19 protein-coding genes are annotated in these 19,816 nt (G+C 72.5%); 2 read left to right on the top strand and 17 right to left on the bottom strand.

What is annotated here, in order from left to right; all coding sequences use genetic code 11:
* Nucleotides 1–6: 6 nt before the first annotated feature.
* The 15 genes from ABFY03_RS21230 to ABFY03_RS21160 form a co-directional block, all read right to left on the bottom strand.
* The gene (locus tag ABFY03_RS21230; protein WP_319011897.1) at nt 7–666 is read right to left on the bottom strand and encodes a maleylpyruvate isomerase family mycothiol-dependent enzyme; all 660 of its coding nucleotides are present in this window, start codon (nt 664–666) and stop codon (nt 7–9) included.
* Nucleotides 666–2,069: an adenosylhomocysteinase gene (gene ahcY, locus ABFY03_RS21225; RefSeq protein ID WP_346170613.1), complete on the bottom strand. Its 1,404-nt coding sequence runs from the start codon at nt 2,067–2,069 to the stop codon at nt 666–668. The genes ABFY03_RS21230 and ahcY overlap by 1 nt, the downstream gene beginning before the upstream one ends.
* The gene (gene metF / locus ABFY03_RS21220) at nt 2,062–2,925 is read right to left on the bottom strand and encodes a methylenetetrahydrofolate reductase [NAD(P)H] (RefSeq protein ID WP_319011197.1); all 864 of its coding nucleotides are present in this window, start codon (nt 2,923–2,925) and stop codon (nt 2,062–2,064) included. Before metF ends, ahcY begins: the two co-directional genes overlap by 8 nt.
* Entirely contained in the window at nt 2,922–6,377 is a 3,456-nt protein-coding gene (gene metH / locus ABFY03_RS21215) for a methionine synthase (protein ID WP_346170612.1), read from the bottom strand. Before metH ends, metF begins: the two co-directional genes overlap by 4 nt.
* Entirely contained in the window at nt 6,374–7,357 is a 984-nt protein-coding gene (locus tag ABFY03_RS21210) for a carbohydrate kinase family protein (RefSeq protein ID WP_346170611.1), read from the bottom strand. Before ABFY03_RS21210 ends, metH begins: the two co-directional genes overlap by 4 nt.
* Before the next feature lie 5 nt (nt 7,358–7,362).
* The gene (metK, locus tag ABFY03_RS21205; protein ID WP_319009167.1) at nt 7,363–8,574 is read right to left on the bottom strand and encodes a methionine adenosyltransferase; all 1,212 of its coding nucleotides are present in this window, start codon (nt 8,572–8,574) and stop codon (nt 7,363–7,365) included.
* Complete coding sequence (locus ABFY03_RS21200) at nt 8,571–8,822, bottom strand: acyl carrier protein (RefSeq protein ID WP_319009166.1); 252 nt, start codon at nt 8,820–8,822, stop codon at nt 8,571–8,573. Before ABFY03_RS21200 ends, metK begins: the two co-directional genes overlap by 4 nt.
* An 11-nt stretch (nt 8,823–8,833) precedes the next feature.
* Nucleotides 8,834–9,277, bottom strand: a complete 444-nt coding sequence (gene acpS, locus ABFY03_RS21195; RefSeq protein ID WP_051717726.1) for a holo-ACP synthase — start codon at nt 9,275–9,277, stop codon at nt 8,834–8,836.
* Nucleotide 9,278: 1 nt separating this feature from the next.
* The gene (locus ABFY03_RS21190) at nt 9,279–10,133 is read right to left on the bottom strand and encodes a class-II aminoacyl-tRNA synthetase family protein (RefSeq protein WP_319009165.1); all 855 of its coding nucleotides are present in this window, start codon (nt 10,131–10,133) and stop codon (nt 9,279–9,281) included.
* 52 nt (nt 10,134–10,185) lie between these two features.
* Nucleotides 10,186–11,079, bottom strand: a complete 894-nt coding sequence (locus tag ABFY03_RS21185) for a diiron oxygenase (RefSeq protein WP_319009164.1) — start codon at nt 11,077–11,079, stop codon at nt 10,186–10,188.
* 38 nt (nt 11,080–11,117) lie between these two features.
* Nucleotides 11,118–12,161, bottom strand: a complete 1,044-nt coding sequence (locus ABFY03_RS21180) for a class I SAM-dependent methyltransferase (RefSeq protein ID WP_346170610.1) — start codon at nt 12,159–12,161, stop codon at nt 11,118–11,120.
* Entirely contained in the window at nt 12,158–13,009 is an 852-nt protein-coding gene (locus ABFY03_RS21175) for a class I SAM-dependent methyltransferase (protein ID WP_319009162.1), read from the bottom strand. The genes ABFY03_RS21180 and ABFY03_RS21175 overlap by 4 nt, the downstream gene beginning before the upstream one ends.
* A 165-nt stretch (nt 13,010–13,174) precedes the next feature.
* The gene (locus tag ABFY03_RS21170; protein ID WP_319009161.1) at nt 13,175–13,717 is read right to left on the bottom strand and encodes a MaoC family dehydratase; all 543 of its coding nucleotides are present in this window, start codon (nt 13,715–13,717) and stop codon (nt 13,175–13,177) included.
* 105 nt (nt 13,718–13,822) lie between these two features.
* Complete coding sequence (locus tag ABFY03_RS21165; protein ID WP_346170609.1) at nt 13,823–14,998, bottom strand: trans-sulfuration enzyme family protein; 1,176 nt, start codon at nt 14,996–14,998, stop codon at nt 13,823–13,825.
* A gap of 82 nt (nt 14,999–15,080) precedes the next feature.
* A complete protein-coding gene (locus tag ABFY03_RS21160; RefSeq protein ID WP_319009159.1) occupies nt 15,081–16,517 on the bottom strand; it encodes an MFS transporter in 1,437 nt (478 codons plus the stop codon).
* A gap of 363 nt (nt 16,518–16,880) precedes the next feature.
* Here ABFY03_RS21160 and ABFY03_RS21155 point away from each other — a divergent pair, with 363 nt between their 5' ends.
* Both ABFY03_RS21155 and ABFY03_RS21150 read left to right on the top strand, forming a co-directional pair.
* Nucleotides 16,881–17,558 carry an HD domain-containing protein gene (locus ABFY03_RS21155; protein WP_346170608.1) on the top strand — a complete coding sequence of 226 codons (678 nt, stop codon included), beginning with the start codon at nt 16,881–16,883 and terminating at the stop codon, nt 17,556–17,558.
* Between the two features lie 184 nt (nt 17,559–17,742).
* Complete coding sequence (locus ABFY03_RS21150; RefSeq protein WP_346172279.1) at nt 17,743–18,954, top strand: Cmx/CmrA family chloramphenicol efflux MFS transporter; 1,212 nt, start codon at nt 17,743–17,745, stop codon at nt 18,952–18,954.
* Nucleotides 18,955–19,054: 100 nt separating this feature from the next.
* Here the strand turns inward: ABFY03_RS21150 and ABFY03_RS21145 are convergent, their stop codons facing one another.
* Together ABFY03_RS21145 and ABFY03_RS21140 are read right to left on the bottom strand one after the other, a co-directional pair.
* Nucleotides 19,055–19,333 (bottom strand): DUF4031 domain-containing protein, encoded by a 279-nt coding sequence (locus tag ABFY03_RS21145; protein ID WP_319014054.1) that lies wholly within the window; start codon nt 19,331–19,333, stop codon nt 19,055–19,057.
* A 70-nt stretch (nt 19,334–19,403) separates the two neighbouring features.
* Entirely contained in the window at nt 19,404–19,760 is a 357-nt protein-coding gene (locus ABFY03_RS21140) for a hypothetical protein (protein WP_031015735.1), read from the bottom strand.
* Nucleotides 19,761–19,816: the final 56 nt, after the last annotated feature.

The raw sequence follows: 19,816 nt of genomic DNA, 5'->3' as shown, positions 1-19,816 counted from the left end.
GAGGCGTCAGCGGTAGATCAGCAGTTCCTGCTCGGTGGCGCCGGTGAGGGCGTACCGGGTGCGGACCAGGGGGCGGCCCGCGTAGATGCGGATGAGGGTGGCGGCGTCGCCGTCGAAGCGGGCGGGCGGCCGGCCCTCGATCGCGTTGCCGAGGGCCACCTCCTCCGCGTGGTCGGCGAGCCGCCCGACCAGGCGCGGGGTCTCCCGCCTGCGGCTGGTGACGGAGAGCAGCGGGAGGGCGAGGGCCAGGGCCTCGCCGCAGTACGCGCCGGGCTCGCCGAAGGCCTCGCGGACGTCCCCGGCGTGCACCCACTCGCCGAGCGCCACCGCGTCGAGCCGCCCGTCCTCGTGTTCCGCGATCACCGGTCCGGCCTCGGTGAGGCCGCGTTCCAGCTCGTCGAGGATCCGGCCGAGCGGCCAGTCCGCGCGCTCGGCGACGTCGCGGGCGTTGCACTCGGGGAGGAAGACGCCCTCTTCGAGGCGGCCCTCCACGATCCGGACCAGCGCCGCCGCGCAGTGCGCGAGGACCTGCCGGGCGGTCCAGCCGGGGCAGGCGGTGCGGAGCTCGTACGCCTCCTCGGGGGTGCGGCGCAGCAGCGGCATCAGCAGGTCCCGCTCGGTCCGCAGGAGCCGGTCCGGGAGCCAGGGGTCGCGTTCGGTACACATCAGTAGCGGTAGTGGTCGGGCTTGTACGGGCCGTCGACGGGGACGCCGAGGTAGGCGGCCTGGTCGTCGCTGAGGACGGTCAGCCTGACGCCGAGGGCGTCGAGGTGGAGGCGGGCGACCTTCTCGTCCAGGTGCTTGGGGAGGGTGTAGACGTCGGTCGGGTACTGCTCCGGCTTCGTGAACAGCTCGATCTGGGCCAGCGTCTGGTCCGCGAAGGAGTTCGACATCACGAAGGACGGGTGGCCCGTCGCGTTGCCCAGGTTGAGGAGGCGCCCCTCGGACAGGACGATGACGACCTTGCCGTCGGGGAAGGTCCACGTGTGGACCTGCGGCTTGACCTCGTCCTTCACGATGCCCGGGATCTTCGCCAGGCCGGCCATGTCGATCTCGTTGTCGAAGTGGCCGATGTTGCCCACGATCGCCTGGTGCTTCATCCGGGCGATGTCGGACGCCATGATGATGTCCTTGTTGCCCGTCGTGGTGATGAAGATGTCCGCCGTCTCGACGACCTCGTCGAGGGTCGTCACCTGGTAGCCTTCCATCGCCGCCTGCAGCGCGCAGATCGGGTCGATCTCCGTGACGATCACACGCGCGCCCTGGCCCCGGAGGGACTCCGCGCAGCCCTTGCCGACGTCGCCGTAACCGCACACCACCGCCGTCTTGCCGCCGATGAGGACGTCGGTGGCCCGGTTGATGCCGTCGATCAGGGAGTGGCGGCAGCCGTACTTGTTGTCGAACTTCGACTTCGTCACGGCGTCGTTCACGTTGATCGCCGGAAAGAGCAGGAGGCCGTCGCGGTGCATCTCGTACAGGCGGTGGACGCCGGTGGTGGTCTCCTCGGTGACGCCGCGGATGCCGGCGGCGAGCGCGGGCCAGTCCAGCGGGCTGTTCTCCAGCAGGGCGCGGACGACGGCGAGTTCCTCGTTGACGGCCGCCGGCAGGGCGCCGGTCTTGCGGTACTCCACACCCTTGTGGACGAGGAGGGTGGCGTCGCCGCCGTCGTCGAGGATCATGTTGGGGCCGTCGGCGCCGGGCCAGGTCAGGGCCTGCTCGGTGCACCACCAGTACTCCTCCAGCGTCTCGCCCTTCCAGGCGAAGACGGGGATGCCGGCGGCGGCGATCGCGGCGGCCGCGTGGTCCTGGGTGGAGTAGATGTTGCAGGACACCCAACGGACCTCGGCACCGAGGGCGACGAGGGTCTCGATGAGGACGGCGGTCTGCACCGTCATGTGGAGGGAGCCGGTGATCCGGGCGCCCGCGAGGGGCTGCTGCTCGGCGTACTCGCGGCGGATCGCCATCAGGCCGGGCATCTCGTGCTCGGCGAGGGTGATCTCCTTGCGGCCGAAGTCCGCGAGGCCGATGTCGGCGACCTTGAAGTCGGAGAAGGGGGTGGTGTCAGACATGGGCTGCAACTCTCCTTGCGCTGAGGATGGTTCGGTGGATTTCCAGGGCCGCGGTCGACTTGTTGAGCGTGATGTAGTGCAGGCCCGGCGCGCCCTCGTCGAGGAGGCGCAGGCCCATCTGTGTGGCGTGCTCGACGCCGATGCGGTACGCGGCGGCCGGGTCGTCCTTGGCCGCTTCCAGGCGGTGTGCCAGGTCCTCGGGGAAGGCGGCGTCCGACAGTTCGGCGAAGCGGCGGATCTGGCGGACGTCGGTGGCGGGCATGATCTCCGGGATGATCGGGGTGTCGCAGCCGGCGGCGGCGACCCGGTCCCTCAGCCTCAGGTAGTCCTCCGGGTCGAAGAACATCTGCGTGATCGCGTAGTCGGCGCCCGCGCGGCACTTGGCGACGAAGTGCGCGAGGTCGGCGGCCGCGCTCTCGGACCGTGGATGGCCTTCGGGGAAGGCCGCCACGCCGATCCTGAAGTCGCCCAGCGAACGCACCAGTTCGACCAGTTCGCAGGCGTACGTGAAACCCTGCGGGTGCGGGGTCCACGCCCCGCGCGGGTCGCCCGGCGGGTCGCCGCGCAGCACGAGGACGTCCCGGACGCCGGCGTCGGCGTACGCGCCGATGATCGCGCGCAGTTCGGCGACGGAGTGGCCGACGGCGGTGAGGTGGGCGACGGGCCGCAGGGTGGTCTCGGTGACGAGCCGCTTCGTGACGCCGATGGTCCGGTCGCGCGACGAACCGCCCGCCCCGTACGTCACGGACACGAAGTCCGGCTTCAGCGCCTCCACGCGCCGGATCGCGTCCCACAGGGCCTGCTCGCCCCGGTCCGTCTTCGGCGGGAAGAACTCGAACGAGAAGGTGGGGTTCACAGGCGACGGCCTCCCGCGTTGAAGTAGCTCGCCTCCGGGTGGTGGACGACGATCGCGTCGGTGGACTGCTCGGGATGGAGCTGGAACTCCTCGGAGAGGTGCACGCCGATCCGCTCCGGCCGCAGCAGCGCCGCGATCTTCGCCCGGTCCTCCAGGTCCGGGCAGGCCGGATAGCCCAGCGAGTAGCGGCAGCCCTGGTACTCGGTGCGCAGCATGCCGTCCAGACCGGCCGGGTCGGCGCCGCCGATGCCCCATTCGCGCCGCACGCGCGCGTGCCAGTACTCGGCCAGGGCCTCCGCCAACTGCACCGACAGGCCGTGCAGTTCGAGGTAGTCGCGGTAGGCGTCGGCGGCGAAGAGCCGGGCGGTCTCCTCCCCGATCCGCGATCCGACGGTGACGACCTGGAGGGCGACGGTGTCGACTTCGCCGGACTCCTCGGCCCGGTGGAAGTCGGCGAGGCAGAGGCGGCGGCCCCGCTGCTGGCGGGGGAAGGTGAAGCGGGTCCGCTCGCCTCCGTCCTCGTCCAGGACGATCAGGTCGTCGCCCTTGGACACGCACGGGAACCAGCCGTAGACGACGGCCGCGTCCACCAGGTCCTCGCGCGCGATCCGGTCGAGGAGGGCGCGCAGCCGGGGCCGGCCCTCCGCCTCGACCGTCCCGGAGTCCTTGAGCCCCCACTGGCCCTTGAAGAGCGCCGTCTCGTCGAGCCAGGGGGCGTAGTCGGCGAGCGGGATGCCGGTGACGACCTTCGTCCCGAGGAAGGGGGGCTCGGGTACGGGGTTGTCGGCGGCGACGTCGGAACGGCCGGCCGGCTCGGGCTCGCGCACCTCCAGCGGAGTCTCCCGCCGGGGGACCCGCCGCTGCTTCAGCGGCGGCAGGGCCGCCCCGGGAACGCCCCGCTTCACCGCCATCAGCGCGTCCATGAGCCGCAGGCCCTCGAAGGCGTCGCGGGCGTAGCGGACCTCGCCGCCGTACAGCTCGTGGAGGTCCTGCTCGACGTAGGCCCTGGTCAGGGCCGCGCCGCCGAGGATCACCGGGTAGCGCTCGGCGAGGCCCCGGCCGTTGAGCTCCTCCAGGTTCTCCTTCATGATCACGGTGGACTTCACGAGCAGGCCGGACATGCCGATGACGTCGGCGTCGTGCTCCTCGGCGGCTTCGAGGATGGCGGAGACGGGCTGCTTGATGCCGATGTTGACGACGTCGTAGCCGTTGTTGGACAGGATGATGTCGACGAGGTTCTTGCCGATGTCGTGGACGTCGCCGCGGACGGTGGCCAGCACGATGGTGCCCTTGCCGGCGGCGTCGGACTTCTCCATGTGCGGCTCCAGGTGGGCCACCGCGGTCTTCATGACCTCGGCGGACTGGAGCACGAACGGCAGCTGCATCTGCCCGGAGCCGAACAGCTCCCCGACCGTCTTCATGCCGTCGAGCAGCACCTCGTTGACGATCTCCAGGGCGGGGCGCCCGGCGAGGGCCGCGTCGAGGTCCGCCTCCAGGCCGTTCTTCTCGCCGTCGACGATCCGGCGCTTGAGGCGCTCCTCCAGTGGCAGGGCGAGGAGCTCCTCCGTCTTGCCGGCCTTGAGGGACTTCGTCGTGGCGCCCTCGAAGAGCTCCAGGAGCCGCTGGAGCGGGTCGTAGCCGTCGCGCCGGCGGTCGTGGATCAGGTCCAGCGCCACCTCGACCTGCTCGGGTTCGAGCCGGGCGATCGGCAGGATCTTGGAGGCGTGGACGATCGCCGAGTCCAGGCCGGCCTTCACGCACTCGTCGAGGAAGACCGAGTTCAGGACGAGCCGGGCGGCCGGGTTGAGGCCGAAGGAGATGTTCGACAGGCCCAACGTCGTCTGCACCTCCGGATGGCGGCGCTTCAGCTCGCGGATCGCCTCGATCGTCGCGATGCCGTCCTTCCGGGACTCCTCCTGCCCGGTGCAGATGGTGAAGGTCAGCGTGTCGATGAGGATGTCCGACTCGCGGATCCCCCAGTTCCCGGTCAGGTCGGCGATCAGGCGTTCCGCGATCTCGACCTTCTTCTCCGCCGTCCTGGCCTGCCCCTCCTCGTCGATGGTCAGCGCCATCAGCGCGGCCCCGTGCTCCCGCGCCAGCGCGGCGACCTTCGCGAAGCGGGACTCCGGCCCGTCGCCGTCCTCGTAGTTGACCGAGTTGACGACGGCCCTGCCGCCCAGCTTCTCCAGTCCGGCGCGCAGGACGTCCACCTCGGTGGAGTCCAGCACGATCGGCAGGGTCGAGGCGGTCGCGAAACGGCCCGCCAGCTCCTCCATGTCGGCGACGCCGTCCCGGCCCACGTAGTCCACGCACAGGTCCAGCATGTGCGCGCCCTCGCGGATCTGGTCCCGCGCCATCTCCACACAGTCGTCCCAGCGGCCGTCCAGCATGGCCTCGCGGAACTTCTTCGACCCGTTCGCGTTCGTCCGCTCGCCGATCGCGAGGTACGAGGTGTCCTGCCGGAACGGGACGTGGCTGTAGAGCGAGGCCGCGCCCGGCTCGGCGGCCGGACTGCGGTCCAGGACGGCCGCGCCCCGGACCCGGTCCACCAGGGCCCGCAGGTGCGCGGGCGTCGTCCCGCAGCAGCCGCCCACCAGCGCCGGCCCGTACTCCCGCACGAACTGCTCCTGCGCGTCGGCCAGTTCCTCCGGGCTCAGCGGGTAGTGGGCGCCGTCGGAGGTCAGCACCGGCAGGCCCGCGTTCGGCATCACCGAGAGCGGGATCCGGGCGTGCCGCGCGAGGTGGCGCAGGTGCTCGGCCATCTCCGCCGGGCCGGTGGCGCAGTTCAGGCCGATCATGTCGATGCCCAGCGGCTCCAGGGCCGTCAGGGCGGCGCCGATCTCCGAGCCGAGGAGCATGGTGCCGGTGGTCTCCACGGTCACCTGGACGATGACCGGGAGGTCCAGGCCGATCCAGTCCAGGGCGCGACGGGCGCCGACGACGGCCGCCTTCGTCTGGAGCAGGTCCTGCGAGGTCTCGATGAGCAGGGCGTCGGCGCCGCCGCACACCAGGCCCTCGGCGTTCTGCTGGTAGGCGTCGCGCAGCGGCCCGTACGCGACATGGCCGAGGGTGGGGAGCTTGGTGCCGGGGCCCATGGAGCCGAGGACCCAGCGGGGCCTGCCGTCCTCGGCGGTGCAGGCGTCGGCGACCTCGCGGGCCACCCGGGCGCCCGCCTCGGACAGGTCGTGGACGCGGTCCTCGATGCCGTACTCGGCGAGCGCGGCCAGGTTGGCGCCGAAGGTGTTGGTCTCGACGCAGTCGACGCCCGCCGCGAAGTACTCCCGGTGGACGGCGGCGACCAGGTCGGGCCGGGTGACGTTGAGGATCTCGTTGCAGCCCTCCAGGCCGGTGAAGTCGTCGAGGGTGGGGTCGGCGGCCTGGAGCATGGTGCCCATGGCGCCGTCCGCGACGACGACCCGCCGGGCGAACTCCTCCCGCAGGGAACGCCTCATGCCGTCCCCCTCAGATGCGGGGCGAGCGCGGCCGCGCCGGCGGGCCCGTAGGCGGTCCTGATCCGGTCGAGCAGCGGCTCCCGGCGGAGCCGGTACTCCTGGGTGCCGACGGAGTCGAGGACGGTCGCGGCGACCGCGCAGCCCAGCTGGGCGGCGCACCGCTCGGGGACGCCCCACAGGGTGGCGGCGAGGAAGCCGGCCCGGAAGGCGTCGCCGACGCCGGTCGGGTCGACCACGCGGGGGACGGGGACGGCGGGGACGGCCAGCCGGTCGCGGCCGGCGCCCCGGATCCGTACGCCCGCCTCTCCGTGGGTGGTGACCCAGGTGGCGGCCCGGCGCAGGACCTCCGCCTCCGTCCAGCCGGTCTTCTCCCGCAGCAGGGCGGTCTCGTACTCGTTGGTGAACAGGAACCGGGCCCCGTCCACCAGCTCCCGCACCTGCGCGCCGTCGAGCCGCGCGAGCTGCTGCGAGGGGTCGGCGGCGAACGGGATGCCGAGGTCGCGGCAGGCGCGGGTGTGCCGGAGCATCGCCTCGGGGTCGTCCGGGGAGACCAGGACCAGGTCCGGGCGGCCGGTGCGCGCGGCGACCTCGCGGAGGTCGATCTCGCGCGCCTCGGCCATCGCCCCCGCGTAGAAGGTGGCGATCTGGTTCTGGTCCCGGTCGGTGGTACAGACGAACCGGGCGGTGTGCAGGGTCTCGCTGACCCGCACCGCGTCGGTGTCGACGCCGTGGTCCTTCAGCCAGACCCGGTACGGCTCGAAGTCGGCGCCGACCGCGCCCACGAGCACGGGGCGCAGGCCGAGCACGCCCAGGCCGAAGGCGATGTTCGCTGCCACTCCGCCGCGCCTGACCTCCAGGTTGTCGGCGAGGAACGACAGGGAGACCCGGTCGAGCCGGTCGGCGAGCAGCTGCTCGCCGAACAGGCCGGGGAAGGTCATCAGATGGTCGGTCGCGATGGAACCCGTGACAGCGATCCGCATGACCGTCAGACCCCCGCCGCCGACTTGAGGGCGTCGACGCGGTCGGTGCGTTCCCAGGTGAAGTCGGGGAGTTCGCGGCCGAAGTGCCCGTACGCGGCGGTCTGCGCGTACACCGGGCGCTTGAGGTCCAGGTCGCGGATGATCGCCGCCGGGCGGAGGTCGAAGACCTCGCTGACGGCCCGCTGGATCCGGTCGACGGGGACGGTCTCGGTGCCGAAGGTCTCGACGAACAGCCCGACGGGCTCCGCCTTGCCGATGGCGTACGCCACCTGCACCTCGCAGCGGCGCGCGAGCCCCGCCGCGACGACGTTCTTCGCGACCCAGCGCATCGCGTACGCGGCCGAGCGGTCCACCTTGGAGGGGTCCTTGCCGGAGAACGCGCCACCGCCGTGCCGGGCCATGCCGCCGTACGTGTCGATGATGATCTTCCGCCCGGTCAGGCCGGCGTCGCCCATCGGGCCGCCGACCTCGAAGCGGCCGGTCGGGTTGACCAGCAGCCGGTAGCCGTCCGACTCCAGGACGACGCCCTCCTCGACGAGCTCCTTCAGGACGTGCTCGACGACGTACTCCCGCACGTCCGGGGTGAGCAGGCCCTCGACGGAGACGTCGGCGGCGTGCTGTGAGGACACCACCACCGTGTCGAGGCGGACCGGGCGGTCGCCGTCGTACTCGATGGTGACCTGCGTCTTGCCGTCCGGCCGCAGGTAGGGCACGGTGCCGTCCTTGCGGACCTCGGACAGCCGGCGGGAGAGCCGGTGGGCGAGCGCGATCGGCAGCGGCATCAGCTCGGCCGTGTCGTCGCAGGCGTAGCCGAACATCAGGCCCTGGTCGCCGGCGCCCTGCGCGGCCAGCTCGTCGCCCACGCCCTCGACCCGGGCCTCGTGCGCGGTGTCGACGCCCTGCGCGATGTCCGGGGACTGGGCCCCGATCGACACCGACACGCCGCAGGAGGCGCCGTCGAAGCCCTTCGCGGAGGAGTCGTAGCCGATGTCCAGGATGGCGTCCCGCACCAGCTGCGCTATCGGCGCGTACGCGGTGGTGGTGACCTCGCCGGCGATGTGGACCTGGCCGGTCGTGATCAGCGTCTCCACGGCCACTCGGGCCGCCGGGTCCTGGGCGAGCAGCGCGTCCAGGATCGTGTCGCTGATCCGGTCGGCGATCTTGTCGGGGTGGCCCTCGGTCACGGACTCCGAGGTGAAGAGGCGGCCGCCGCTCATGCCTGGACCTCCACCTGGGCCGGGAAGAAGTGCCGCTCGATGGCGCCGAGGCTGCGGATGACCTCGACCTCCAGGGTCTCCATCTGGATGGAGACGCCGCTCTCCTGCTCCAGCAGGAAGACGAACTCCACGAAGGAGAGGGAGTCGATCAGCCGGTTCTCGATGAGGTCGAGGTCGGGGGCGATGTCCTGGCGCTCCGGGTGGCGCTCCAGGATCCAGTTCTTGATCTGCTGCAGGCCGTCGGCCATGGGGGTTCTCCTCAACTCGGTTGCGCGGGTGGGGTGGGGGCGATGATCGGGGCGGCGACCGCCACCGCGTAGTCCACGTCGTGGCTGATGGACACGGTGATCTCGGCGATGCCGGATCCGGCGGCCATCTCGGCGGCGGAGCCGTGGAGTTCGACGAGCGGCCAGCCGCCGTCGGAGCGCCGCACCACGATGTCCGGCCAGGGCAGGAACCTGCCCCTGACCCGTAGGGTCTTGAAGGCCGCTTCCTTGGCCGCGATCCGTCCGCACAGGCTCAGCACGTCGAGCCCGGTGGCGGTGCGGCAGTCGGCGAGTTCGCCGGGGGTGAGCATCCGCTCGAAGAAGCGCTCCCCGTACTGTGCGAGGAGCCGGCGGACACGGTTGACGGACACGATGTCCATGCCGAGGTTCGCCCAGCCCAGGCCGCCCGCCGGCGGGGCGACGGGACGGGCCGGCACGTCAGATCACCGGCCCGGCCGCGTCCAGGACGGCCCGGGTCGCCGCCTCCCAGCCGCCGTGGCGACGGGTCAGCGCGGACAGCCAGCGTTCCAGGCCGAAGGCGACGCAGCTGGTGAAGGCCGGGCCGCCGGTCGAGGCGAGCGTGATGGCGCAGCGCTCGCCGAAGAAGTTCCGGTGGGTGTTGACCGAGGCGATGGCCAGGTCCTCGTACAGGAACTCGTACTTCACCGGGGTGAGCCGCTGGAGGAGCGCCTTCGAGCCGCCCTTGTCGAAGAAGGGGTCGCAGGCGGCCTCCTTCCGCAGGCTGAGGCCGACGGCCTCGGCGAAGGCGTCGACGCGGGCGGTGAACGCGGTGAGGTGGTCCTCGGCGTGCTCGCGGGTACCGATGGCGACGATCTCCCGCATGCGGAAACCGAGTTGGCGGCGCATGCCCTCGTAGTGGGTCTCCTTGCGGAAGCACCACGAGCAGACGGTGACGAGGGTGTCGTCGGCGACCTGCCGGCCCTGGTGGTCCAGGTAGACGGCGTAGCAGGAGGCGGAGGGCAGGCCGAGGCCGGCCGGTTCGAGGGCGGCGGCCGGCCAGTGGCCGTGCGTGCCGTCGAAGGGCGTGGTGAGCCGCTTCTCCAGGTCGAGGGGGGCGGCGAGGACGGCCTGGTGGGGGAAGTTGTCGTAGTAGTCGAGCCGTGCCAGGTCGGCGGCGGGCAGCAGCGGGGGCATGGTCATCGGGCGGGCGCCCGCGGACACGCCCCAGCTCTCGAAGGTGTCGTCGAGGAGCCGCAGCAGGCGGGTCCCCTCCGGTCCCAGGGACGGCAGGCCCCTGGTCGCCCCGGTGGTCTCGGGGAGGGTGGCGGTCATGGTCGGTGCACCTCTCGGGTGAGGGCTCTCGGGTGGGTGCTCCCGGGCGGTCTCAGAGGACGGGCAGGGTGTCGTCCGAGAAGATCCCGGTCTTCAGGAAGAAGGCGAGCGGCTTGCGGATCGCCTTGCGCTCGTGGGCGCGGCGGGACGGGTCGGCGATCAGGGCGTTGCGCAGGCCGAGCGGGTCGGGGAGGCCGGCGTCCCGGTACACGTGGGGGTTGTAGAGGGAGTTCACGCTGTAGACGACGTACCGCTTGAGGTACGCCTCCACCTCCCGGACGCGGGCGGCGGGCACGGCCTCGCGCATGCGCTGGTGGAGGAGGGAGACGAGTTCGCGGCCGAAGGCGATGTGGCGGGACTCGTCCTGGTGGTGGATGCGGTTGACCTCGCGGATGGTGTGGCAGAGGGAGTCGTCCTTCGCCATCCGGGAGTTGTAGTGGTCGACAAGCTCCTCGAAGAAGAGGATCCGGGTGAAGACGAGGAAGTTCTCGACCTCGGGCTCCCAGGCGGCGTCGGCGCGCATGGCGGTGGAGCCGTAGATCTTGTGCCCGTAGCGGCGGCAGAACTCGGAGAAGAACCACATGTGTTCGTTCTCCTCGCCGATGAAGTGGTGGAAGAAGTCGGAGGGGACCTCGAAGCCGGGCATGTGGATGCGGCCGACGACCTCGATGAGGAGCTCGCGGATGCCGTGCACGTTGAGGCTGTAGAAGTTGATCGACTCCCACTTGGAGAGGCGCTGGAGCGCTTCCTCGCCGAGGGTGTCGTAGTGCTCGGTGCCGTAGACGGTGAGCAGCTCCGGCGTCATCCAGAAACGGTTCTCCTCCAGGGTCTCGGGCCACTGGAAGGTCTGGTACGGGTTGTAGTAGTCCTCGACCGAGCGCTCGCTGAGGCGGTTCAGGACCTCCAGGAAGCGGTCGTTGACCGGCAGGGGGGCGGCGACGCCCATGGTTCTGGCTCCTTCGTGTCTGCGGCTCACTCGCCGGGTTACGGGCGGACCTCGTAGACCGCGTTCACCGGGGTCTCGGTGGCGCGCCGCCAGCGGGTGAAGCCGGCCTCCTCGGCGATCGCCCGGAACGCCTTCTCGCCGGAGTGGTTGCCGAGCGCGTGCGGTCCGCGCTGGGCGACCGCGACCGGCAGGCACATCACGGCGGACAGGGCCATGAACATGCGGGCGGCGGGGGTCTGGGTGTCGACGTCCTGCGGGGAGACGTTCGACTCGACGAGCATCCAGGTGCCGTCGGCGTCCAGCGACTTGTGGACGTGCTGGGCGGCGGCGACCGGGTCGCCCATGTCGTGCAGGGCGTTGAAGAAGCAGACCAGGTCGTAGCCGGAGCCGGGGTAGTCGTCGGCGGAGGCGACGTCGAAGACGACCCGGTCCGACAGGCCGGCCTCCTCGGCCAGCTCGCGGGCGATCGCGATGGCCTCCTCCGAGTAGTCGAAGCCGTGGACGGTGGCGTTCGGGAACGCCTTCGCGATGAGGAGGGTGGTGTGGCCGACGCCGCAGCCCACGTCGGCGACGGTGCCGCCGTTCCGCAGCTTCTCGGTGACCTGGTGGAGGGAGGGCAGCCATTCGGGGACGAGCTTGTGCTCGTACGCCGGCTGGAAGAAGGAGCCCATGCCGGTGTCGAGGGCCGCGTCGTGCTCGGCCCAGCCGACGCCGTCGCCGGTGCGGTACGCCTCGACCAGCAGGTCCTCGGTGGCGTACAGCGCCTTGAGGGCGGTGAAGAAGCCGGCGGCGAAGGTGACGGCCTTCGGGTCGGCGAGCACCTCGGCGTGGTCCGCGGGGAGGGTGTACGTGAGCGAGCTCGGGTGCCGCTCGACGTACCCGGCGGAGAGCTGGGCGTGCAGCCACTCCTCGACGTACCGCTCGTTCGTGCCGGTCGCCCGCGCCAACCCGGCGGCGGTGAGCGGCCCTTCGGAGGCGAGGGCCTTGTAGAGGCCGAGGCGTTCGCCGAGGGCGACGGTCAGGCCGCGGACGGCGGCGCCGGCGTCGCCGATGACGCGCTGGTGGAAGTCGTGGGCGCTCACGCGGCCGCCTCCTGGTCGTATCCGGGCGCGGCCGGCAGGTCGCACGTGAAGAGGAAGGAGCGGGGGATGCCCGGGATCGCGCGGTCCGGGACCGGGTAGGGCCAGCGGTCGAAGTCGGCGCCGTCCTCGCCGGGCTGCTTCACCTCGCGGACGGACCAGCCGCATTCGGCGAGCAGTTCCTCGGGCTCCTCGGTGCCGAAGAGCCACGGGTTGCCGTCCTCCTCCAGCGCCTTCATGAAGTCGCGGGCGAGCGGGTTGACGAGGGCGGCCCGGGAGATGACGTCGCCGAGCAGTACGGTGCCCGGCGCGGAGTGGGCGGCGAGGGTCGCGATCAGGGTGCGGACGGCCTGCTCGGGGAGGAAGAAGAGCAGGCCCTCGACGACCCAGAGGACCGGCTCGTCGCTCTTCCAGCCGGCCTCCTTGAGCGGGCCGGTCCAGTCCTGGGTGAGGTCGACGGGGACGGCGACGCGGGTGCGGCCGGCCGGCTGCGGCTCGTCCTTCAGCATCCGGGCCTTGGCGTCGAGGAGCGCGGGGCGGTCGAGCTCGTAGACGGTGACGCCGTCGGGCCACGGCAGCCGGTAGAAGCGGGTGTCCATGCCGGCGGCGAGGAACACGACCTGGCGGATGCCGCGCTCCTGGACCGCCCGGACGATGGCCCGGTCGAGGTAGGTGGTGCGGATGGCGAGGAACGGCACGATGCCGCCGCCGGCGTAACGCTTCAGCAGCTCGACGCCGGTCTCGTCGGCGACGGTGCGCGCGTACGGATCGGCGAACAGCCGGTCCTCGCGCTCGGTCTCCAGGGCACGCGCGGCGGCGGTCCACTGGGCGGTGCGGGATACGGCCTCCACGGGAGGTCTCCCTTCGGTTGGTTTCCGGTGATGGCTCCGGTGGCGGGGCCGGTGACGGCTCCGGTGACGGCTCCGGTGATACGGACGGCCGTGTCCAGGGCCGGGCGGGGGCGGGCGGTTCCGGCCGACGGGCATACGGACCCGTCGGGGCGGAGCACGCCCCCGTCAGGCGGTCATGACCGGGACACAGACCTTGGCCCGGGCGCCCGTGCAGCCGACGGGGTCCTCGGCCGCGGGCATCGACGACGGATGCGCGGCCTCGGTGTCGGCGGGGCGCCGGCGGAAGATGCTGTGCAGGATCATGCTGAACACGGCCGTCCCGTCGGCGGCCACGAGCGTGCACCGCGGCTTGACGGTGCCGGTGGCGGGATTGAACGGCGACGGGGTGGCGCCGAGGATCTCGACGCGCGCGGTCAGGACGTCGCCGGGGCGCACGGGGCGCACGTAGCGGACCTCGTCGATGCCGGGCGAGCCGAGGCAGTCGCTGTAGGCCAGCAGGCCGTCCACGTACCGCCGCATGAAGAGCGACTGGGTGTGGAAGCCGCTGGCGATCAGGCCGCCGAACGGCGAGTCCTTCGCCCGCTCCGGGTCCGTGTGGAAGGGCTGCGGATCGAAGCGCCGGCCGAACTCCAGCACCTCCTCCGCGGTGACGGTGACGGTGCCCAGTTCATGGACGTCGCCGGGCCGGAAGTCCTCGAAGTAGCGCATCGGACGCCCCCCTTGACCTAGGAGTTCTACGTTTCCTGGCATCACCCAATCTACGAATGACTCATTTATTTTGTCAACCCAAAAGAAGCGTGGATCGGGGCCCGACTACCCCTGGGCGAGGGCCTGTTCGAGGTCCGCCCACAGGTCGTCGACCGCCTCGATGCCGACCGACATCCGCACCAGCCCCGGCGCGATCCCGGCCGCCGCCAGCGCGGCCCCGTCCAGCTCGCGGTGGGAGGTGGACGCGGGGTGGGTGAGCAGCGTCTCGACCCCGCCGAGCGAGAGGGCGAGGCGGCCGATCCGCACCCGCTCCACCAGGGCCCGGCCCGCCGCCCGGCCCCCGTCGAGCTCGAAGGAGAGCAACCCGCCGCCGCCCGAGAGCACCTTCCGGGCGTGGTCGTACGAGGGGTGGGACGGCTGCCACGGGTAGTGCACGGCCGTCACCCGGGGGTGGACGCGCAGCAGCTCGGCGAGGGCCGCCGCGTTGGCGCAGTGCTCGCGCATCCGCAGCGGCAGCGTGGGTATCCCGCGCAGCACCAGCCAGGCGGCGAACGGGTCCGCGCAGGCACCGAGTTCGACCGTGCGCGGCCAGACCCGGCGGCGCAGCCCGTCGTCCGCGAAGACGGCCGCGCCGGCCAGGACGTCGGAGTGGCCGGCCAGGTACTTGGTGGCGGAGTGCACGACGACGTCGGCGCCCAGCTCCAGGGGCCGGCACAGGACGGGCGAGGCGAGCGAGTTGTCGACCACGCTCGTCACCCCGAGCCGGCGCGCGGCGGCGAGCAGTCCCGGCAGGTCGGCGACCTGCCCGGTGGGGTTGGCGATCGTCTCCAGGACCAGCACGCGGGCCGCCGGGTGGACGGCGGCCTCCTCGAACGCGGCGACGTCGTCGCCGGAGACGTACACGACCTCGATCCCGTACCGCTCGGCGAGGTCGGACAGGACGGAGAACGTGCCGCCGTACAGGCAGCGCTGGGCGATCACCCGGTCGCCGGGCCTGAGCAGGGCGAGCAGGACGCCGCTGATCGCGCCCATGCCGGAGGCGAAGGCGATCGCGCCCGCGCCGCCCTCCAGGCCGGCGAGGGTCTGCTCCAGGGAGCGGACGGTCGGGTTGCCGCGGCGGCCGTAGACGTACCGGCCGTCGGGCCCGGCCATCGCGGCGGCCAGCTCCTCGGCCGAGTCGAAGGCGAAGGCGGAGGACTGCACGAGCGGCACGGACAGCGGCCGGCTGCCGTCGCCGAGGGGTTCGTTGACGACGTGCACGGCGCGGGTGCGGAGTTCCATGGTCTTCCTCTCCGAGGGGGTACGGGAAAGGGGCCGCCCGACGTCCGGGAGGGACGTCGGGCGGCCCCTTCGGGGGCGGGGGTCAGGCGGCGACCTTCTCGCCCTGCGGCGCGGGGGCGGCGGCCTCGGCGGCCACGGCCTTGTCGCTCTTCATCACCAGGAGGGTGATGACACCGCCGAGGGCGGCGACGACGGCGGCGCCGATGAACGCGGCCGAGAAGCCGTCGGTGAGCTTGGGCAGGTTGCCGAGCTGGTCGGCGCCCTGCGACATGGCGACCGCGGTGAGGGCGGCGAGGCCGAGCGCGGAGCCGACGTTGTAGGTGGTGTTGACGATGCCGGAGGCGAGACCGGCCTGCTCCTGCGGGGCGCCGGACATCGCGGCGATCATCGCCGGGATGTAGGCGAGGGACATGCCGAGCGCGGCGACCAGCGAGGCCGGCAGGACGTCGACCAGGAAGGAGCCGGTCGGCGGCACGGCCGCCAGCCAGACCAGACCGGCCGCGAGGACCAGCAGACCACCGGCGACGAGCGGCTTGGCGCCGATCTTCATCATCAGGCGGGAGGTGATGGCCGTCATGAAGATCATGAGCAGCACGGTCATCGGGAGCAGCGCGGCACCGGACTCGAAGGCGCCGAAGCCGAGGACCTGCTGGAGGTACAGGTTGAGGAAGTACCACATCGGGATCCAGGCGGCACCGAGCAGCGTCATCGCCAGGTTGGCCGAGCCGAGGCGCGGGACCCGCCACACGCTGAGCGGCATGAGCGGCTCGCGGACCGACTTCTGGATCACGAAGAAGAGGACCAGGAGGGCGGCGGCGCCGACCAGTTCGAGGATGGTGGCGGTGGCGCCCCAGCCGACCTCGGGAGCGCGGACGACGGCGAAGACGGCGAGCGCGAGGCCGGCGGTGACGGCGACGGCGCCGAGGACGTCGACGGAGCCGCGGCGGGACTCGACGTCCGGGAGCAGCTTGGTGGCGGCGAGGGTGGCGAGGCCGATCGGGATGTAGATGATGAAGACCCACTGCCAGCTCATCCACTCGGTGAAGACACCGCCGAGGAAGACGCCCGCGGTGCCGCCGGCCGGGGCGGCGGCACCGTACAGCGCCATCGCCTTGCCCAGCTCCTTCGGGTCGTGCATGAAGAGCATCATCAGCAGGGTCATCGCGGAGGGCGCGATGAGCGCGCCGCCGACGCCCTGGACGGCGCGGCCGACGATCTCGACCCAGGCGGTCTGCGCGGCGGCGGCCACGACCGAACCGGCGATCATGACGGCCCAGCCGGAGACGAAGATCTTCCGGGCCCCGACGAGGTCGGAGAGGCGTCCGCCGAGGAGCAGCAGACCGCCGAAGACGATCACGTAGGCGTTGAAGATCCACTGGAGCTCGCTCTGCGAGAAGCCCAGGTCCTTCTGCATCTCGGGGAGCGCCACTCCGATGATCGAGGTGTCCATGATGACCATGAACTGGGCGGCGGCGAGCACGAGGAGTGCCCACCAGCGCCGGGGGTTGACGTTTGACATCGCACTGCCCTTCTCTCACGGCCGACCGGTGGCCTGGGCCGGATACATACCCCTGGGGGGTACCTTCGCGCAGCACCGTAACATACCCATGGGGGGTATGTAAGAGCGAGATGAGGGTGATCTTCCGCAGGGGCGGGTGCACACCCCGACCGGACCGCGGGCCGACCCGGAGCACCTCCGGCGCCCGCGACCGGACCGCGGGCCGACCCCGCACACCCCCGGCACCCCCGGCACCCCGCAACCGGACCGCGGGCCGACCCCACGCACACTCGGCGCCCCGCCGGCGACCGCCCGGGCCGCCCGGCCGCCCGGAGGCACCCCGCCACGACCTCCCCTGGCCCGCCCGGCGGGCAGAATGCGGCCATGACCGCAACCGAGGAAGCCGCCGCGCAGGACCTCGACCTGCTCCGGCGCTGGAACGCCACCCTGCTCGCCGCCCGCGCCGGCCGCGAGGGCCCCGACCCCGCCCCGTACGGCCGCGACCTGCTCGGCCGCTGGGCCGAGCCGCAGCGCCGCTACCACACGGTCACCCACCTGAAGGCGGTCCTCGACCGGATCGACGAGCTCACCGACCAGGGCGGCGAGGGCGGGGAGCTCGAACTGGTCCGGCTCGCCGCCTGGTTCCACGACGCCGTCTACCGCCCCGACCGCTCCGAGAACGAGGAGCGCTCCGCCCACCTCGCCGAACGCGCCCTGCGCGAGGCCGGGTTGACCGAGCACGAGGTGGCCGAGGTGGCCCGCCTGGTCCGCCTCACCGTCACCCACGACCCGGCCCCCGGCGACCTCAACGGCGAGACGCTCTGCGACGCCGACCTGGCGATCCTCGCCACCGACACCGATACCTACAGGGGGTATACGGCAGCTGTCCGCGAGGAGTACGCCCTCGTCCCCGACGACGCCTTCCGCGAGGGCCGGGCCGCCGTCCTGCGCCGGCTCCTCGACCTCCCCCGCCTCTTCCGCACCCCGTACGGCGCGGCGGTCTGGGAGGAGAAGGCGCGGGAGAACCTGGAAGCGGAACTCGCGGAGCTGACGGCGGACTGAAGCCGGGGAGGGGCGGACCAGCCGGGGAGACGCGGGGACCGCCCGCGGACGACCCCCGGCGACCGTCTCGTATCGCGAGAAACCGGCGGATCACGGAATGACAGGCACAAAGATCCGGTTGACCCATGTCATGCCGTCTCCCTCCGCCGAGCCCGCCCCCACGCCCTCCCCCACCGCCACCCGGATGCCCCTGGCCGTCTACATCCTCGGCCTCTCCGTCTTCGCGCTCGGCACGAGCGAGTTCATGCTCTCCGGCCTCCTGGAGCACATCGCGGCGGACATGGACGTCTCCATCCCGCAGGCCGGCCTGCTCATCTCCGCCTTCGCCATCGGCATGGTCGTCGGCGCCCCGCTGCTCGCCGTGGCCACCCTCCGCCTCCCCCGCAAGACCACCCTGATCGCCCTGATCACCGTCTTCGGCCTCGGCCAGATCGCCGGCGCGCTCGCCCCGAACTACGGGATCCTCTTCGCGTCCCGCGTGGTCAGCGCGCTCGCCTGCGCCGGCTTCTGGGCCGTCGGCGCGGCCGTCGCCATCGCGATGGTCCCGCCCGGCTCCCGGGCCCGCGCCATGGCCGTCATGATCGGCGGCCTCTCCATCGCCAACGTCCTCGGCGTCCCCGCCGGCGCCTTCCTCGGCGAGCACCTCGGCTGGCGCTCCGCCTTCTGGGCCGTGGGCGCAGCCTCCGCGATCGCCCTCGTCGGCGTGGTCACCCGCATCCCCCGCATCCCCCTCCCCGAGACGAAGCCCCGCCTCCGCCACGAGCTCACGATCTACCGGGACCGCCAGGTCCTCCTCTCGATCGTGGTCACCGCCCTCGCCGCGGGCGGCGTCTTCTGCGCCTTCTCCTACCTGGCCCCGCTCCTCACCGACGTCTCGGGCCTCGACGAGGGCTGGGTCTCCGGCGTCCTGGCCCTCTTCGGCATCGGCGCCCTGGTCGGCACGACGATCGGCGGCCGCGTCGCCGACGCCCACCTCTTCGGCGTCCTCCTCACCGGCATCACCGCCTCGACGGTCTTCCTGCTGGCCCTGGCCCTCTTCGCCGCCACCCCGGCGGCCACCGTCACCCTGGCCTTCCTCCTCGGCGTCTCGGCCTTCTACACCGCCCCCGCCCTCAACGCCCGCATGTTCAACGTCGCCGGCGCCGCCCCCACCCTGGCCGGCGCCACCACCACCGCCGCCTTCAACCTCGGCAACACCGGCGGCCCCTGGCTCGGCGGCACCGTCATCGACGCGGACCTCGGCTACGCCTCCCCGGCCTGGGCGGGCGCCGCCATGACCCTCCTGGCCCTCGCGGCAGCCGCGCTCTCCCTCCGCCTGACCCGCGCGGCCCCGTCGAAGGTGGTCATCGGCGCCCAGGGCGCACCGGCGGAGAGGCCGACCACGGCCGGCCGCTGACGGCCCGGGGCGCACGCACCCCGTGGCGGCGGGCTGATCCTCGACAGGGTCCTCGCCTCCGGGCGGGGGCCCCGTCGCGCGCCCGGGCGGCCCGCCCTTCCTAGGCCGGCCACTCCTCCGGTCGCCCCTTCGGGCGTCGGAGGCCCGCTGCCGAGAGGCGGCGGAGGAGTTCCTTGGAGCCGACCGGGAGGGCACCGGCGGCGACCGCGCGGTCGTACCAGTCGGACGGGATGTCGTAGTGGTCGCGGTCGAAGCCGCGCGCGGGGGCGCCGAGCTCGGCGGCGAAGGCGTGGAGCTCGTCGAAGGAGACGTCGCTGACCAGGTGGGACCACAGGCGGCCGTGGCCGGGCCAGGTCGGCGGGTCGATGTAGAGGGTCACCGGCGGATCCCCGTGCCGAGGGCGGCTCCCACGCGGGACCGTCCGCCCGGACCGGTGCGCGCGCCCGCTCTCACGTCAGGCCGCCCACGCGGGCCACCACCACGCCCTGCTTGCCGCAGACCCAGTGGGGGTCCGGGCCCAGTTCCGGTTCGACGTCGAGGGCGTGGGGGTCGCCGGAGGAGCAGACGGGGCAGAGGGGCCAGCGGCCGTACGCCTCCAGGAGGGCGTCCTGGACGTCCTGGGCGACCAGGCCCGCCACGTACTCCACGCCCTCGGGCCACTGCTCGACCCACCAGCGGCGGTGCGTCACCGCGTCCTCCACCATCGACACGACCTGCGCGGCTGCCACGTCACGGGCCGCGAGGTCGGCCAGTACCAGCGCGCGAGCGGCGTGCAGCGCCTGCTCCACGGGGTCGATGTCGTCCATGGGCCCATTGTCCACCGTGCGGGGCGGCGGGACGAAGGTCCCCTTCCTCTCCGGCT

Source organism: Streptomyces roseofulvus (assembly GCF_039534915.1).
In the GTDB taxonomy this organism is placed as follows: Bacteria; Actinomycetota; Actinomycetes; order Streptomycetales; family Streptomycetaceae; genus Streptomyces; species Streptomyces roseofulvus.
This window is presented reverse-complemented; position numbering and strand designations above follow the sequence as displayed.

What these genes read in the sequence shown, in the direction of transcription:
- ABFY03_RS21230 (WP_319011897.1), bottom strand. Translation starts at nt 666, where the DNA reads ATGTGTACCGAACGCGACCCCTGGCTCCCGGACCGGCTCCTGCGGACC.
- ahcY (WP_346170613.1), bottom strand. Translation starts at nt 2,069, where the DNA reads ATGTCTGACACCACCCCCTTCTCCGACTTCAAGGTCGCCGACATCGGC.
- metH (WP_346170612.1), bottom strand. Translation starts at nt 6,377, where the DNA reads ATGAGGCGTTCCCTGCGGGAGGAGTTCGCCCGGCGGGTCGTCGTCGCG.
- ABFY03_RS21210 (WP_346170611.1), bottom strand. Translation starts at nt 7,357, where the DNA reads ATGCGGATCGCTGTCACGGGTTCCATCGCGACCGACCATCTGATGACC.
- metK (WP_319009167.1), bottom strand. Translation starts at nt 8,574, where the DNA reads ATGAGCGGCGGCCGCCTCTTCACCTCGGAGTCCGTGACCGAGGGCCAC.
- ABFY03_RS21200 (WP_319009166.1), bottom strand. Translation starts at nt 8,822, where the DNA reads ATGGCCGACGGCCTGCAGCAGATCAAGAACTGGATCCTGGAGCGCCAC.
- ABFY03_RS21190 (WP_319009165.1), bottom strand. Translation starts at nt 10,133, where the DNA reads ATGACCGCCACCCTCCCCGAGACCACCGGGGCGACCAGGGGCCTGCCG.
- ABFY03_RS21185 (WP_319009164.1), bottom strand. Translation starts at nt 11,079, where the DNA reads ATGGGCGTCGCCGCCCCCCTGCCGGTCAACGACCGCTTCCTGGAGGTC.
- ABFY03_RS21170 (WP_319009161.1), bottom strand. Translation starts at nt 13,717, where the DNA reads ATGCGCTACTTCGAGGACTTCCGGCCCGGCGACGTCCATGAACTGGGC.
- ABFY03_RS21165 (WP_346170609.1), bottom strand. Translation starts at nt 14,998, where the DNA reads ATGGAACTCCGCACCCGCGCCGTGCACGTCGTCAACGAACCCCTCGGC.
- ABFY03_RS21160 (WP_319009159.1), bottom strand. Translation starts at nt 16,517, where the DNA reads ATGTCAAACGTCAACCCCCGGCGCTGGTGGGCACTCCTCGTGCTCGCC.
- ABFY03_RS21155 (WP_346170608.1), top strand. Translation starts at nt 16,881, where the DNA reads ATGACCGCAACCGAGGAAGCCGCCGCGCAGGACCTCGACCTGCTCCGG.
- ABFY03_RS21150 (WP_346172279.1), top strand. Translation starts at nt 17,743, where the DNA reads ATGCCCCTGGCCGTCTACATCCTCGGCCTCTCCGTCTTCGCGCTCGGC.
- ABFY03_RS21140 (WP_031015735.1), bottom strand. Translation starts at nt 19,760, where the DNA reads ATGGACGACATCGACCCCGTGGAGCAGGCGCTGCACGCCGCTCGCGCG.